The organism is Xanthomonas sp. SHU 166 (assembly GCF_000364685.1).
Taxonomy (GTDB): domain Bacteria; phylum Pseudomonadota; class Gammaproteobacteria; order Xanthomonadales; family Xanthomonadaceae; genus Xanthomonas_A; species Xanthomonas_A sontii.
In genome coordinates this window covers 1-2,003 of sequence record NZ_AQOJ01000866.1, presented here as the reverse complement: position 1 = coordinate 2,003, position 2,003 = coordinate 1, and the positions used below count along the sequence as shown (strand labels likewise).

Annotated in this window: 2 protein-coding genes; both read right to left on the bottom strand. The window is 69.7% G+C overall.

Features of this window, described 5'->3' with window-relative positions; genetic code table 11:
- A partial coding sequence (gene mutL / locus D180_RS19730; protein ID WP_017914126.1) for a DNA mismatch repair endonuclease MutL occupies nucleotides 1-1,070 on the bottom strand: 1,070 nt, incomplete at its 3' end.
- A 134-nt stretch (nucleotides 1,071-1,204) separates the two neighbouring features.
- On the bottom strand, nucleotides 1,205-2,003 hold a 799-nt coding region (locus D180_RS19725), incomplete at its 5' end, for an N-acetylmuramoyl-L-alanine amidase (protein ID WP_017914125.1).

Below are 2,003 nucleotides of genomic sequence, written 5' to 3'. Positions count from 1 at the left end.
GCGGGCGCCCAGGCTGCGGTGCCCGCGGCAGGCACCGCGGTCGTCGCTTCGGCACCGAGCGTGCCCGGCAGGCTGCCGGCACGGGTCTGCGCCAGCGCGTCCTGCAGCGTGCGATAGACGAAATCGTGGATCAGCCGCGCGTCGCGGAAGCGCACCTCGTGCTTGGCCGGATGCACGTTGACGTCGACCCGCGCCGGCTCCAGTTCCAGGAACAGCACATAGGCCGGCTGGCGGCCATGGAACAGCACGTCGCCGTAGGCCATCTTCACCGCGTGGGCGACGCTGCGATCGCGCACCGAGCGGCCGTTGACGTAGAGGTATTGCTGGTCGGCGCTGGCGCGCGAGTAATGCGGCTGTGCGATCCAGCCATGCAGGCGCAGGCCGGCGCCGCTGTGGTCCACGCGCAGCGCCTGCTTTGCGAAGTCCTCGCCCAGGGTCTCGCCCAGGCGCGCGTCCGAGTACAGATCGCCCGGCTTGTAGCGCCGCGACGGCTTGCCGTTGTGCGAAACGCGCAGTTCCACGTCCGGGCGCGCCAGCGCCAACGAACGCAGCCACTCCTCGATGTGGCCCAGTTCGGTGCGCTCGGCGCGCAGGAACTTGCGCCGCGCCGGCACGTTGTAGAACAGCTCGCGGACCTCCACCAGCGTGCCCGGCGGCAGCGCGCGCGGCTGCACCTCGCCGACCTTGCCGCCGTCGACCTGCAGCGCCGCACCGTGTTCGTCGCCGGCACGGCGCGAGGCCAGGGTGAAGCGGCTGACCGAGGCGATCGACGGCAACGCTTCGCCGCGAAACCCGAGCGTGCCCACCGATTCCAGGTCGTCCAGCGAGGCGATCTTGCTGGTCGCGTGCCGCGAGATGGCCAGCGGCAGTTCCTCGGGCGCGATGCCGCCACCGTCGTCGCGGATGCGGATCAGGCGCACGCCGCCTTCTTCCAGATCGATGTCGACGCGGTGCGCACCGGCGTCCAGCGCGTTCTCCACCAACTCCTTGACGACAGAGGCCGGACGCTCGACCACTTCGCCGGCAGCGATCTGGTTGATCAGGATCTCGGGCAGCTGACGGATGCTCATGCCGTCCTCGCTCCATGCGCGCACAGACGCGCGCCGGTCGTGGCGACAGGACGAAAACGACAGCAGGCAAAGGACATCGGCACGGCTCGCGGCGCGGACGCCGTCATCGAGGATCAGCCGTTAATGATAGCGCCTCAGCGGCTGCCGCCGGCCACGGTGCTGGCCGCTTCCGCCTCGGCCTGCGCGCGCGCGGCAAACAGCGTGCCCGGCGGCGGCTGCCGGGTGAAGAAGGTGCTGACGCCATCGAGCACGGCACCGGCGATGCGGCGCTGGTAGGCCGGATCGGTCAGCCGGCGTTCTTCGTCCGGGTTGGAGATGAAGGCGGTCTCGACCAGCATCGCCGGCATGTCCGAGGTGCGCAGCACCGCGAAGTTCGCGCGCTCGATCTCGGGCTTGTGGTTGTTGCCGATCCGCTTGAGTCCGCCCAGCACTTGCTCGGCCGCATCTTCGGAGGACTTCATGTGGCCGCTCTGGGCCAGGTCCAGCAAGACGTTGGCAAGCGTACTGTCGGTTTTCTGCAGGCGCACGCCGCCGATCAGGTCGGCGGCGTTTTCCTTGTCCGCCAGCCAGCGCGCGCGCTGCGAGGACGCGCCCTTGGTCGACAGCACGTACACCGAGGAGCCGGTCGCGCTGCGGTTCTCGGCTGCGTCGGCGTGGATCGAAATGAAGATGTCGGCCTTGGCCGCACGCGCCTTCTGCGCGCGCATCGGTAGAGGAATGAACACGTCGGTGGTGCGGGTCATGTAGGCCTTCATGCCCGGCGTGGCGTTGATCTGGCGCGCCAGTTCGCGTCCGATCGCCAGGGTCACGTCCTTCTCATGCTTGCCGGTCGGACCGCTGGCGCCGGGATCCTGGCCGCCATGGCCGGGATCGATGGCCACGATCAGCGGACGCATGCCGGGCGCCATCTTCACCCGCGAGGCCGCGCTGGGC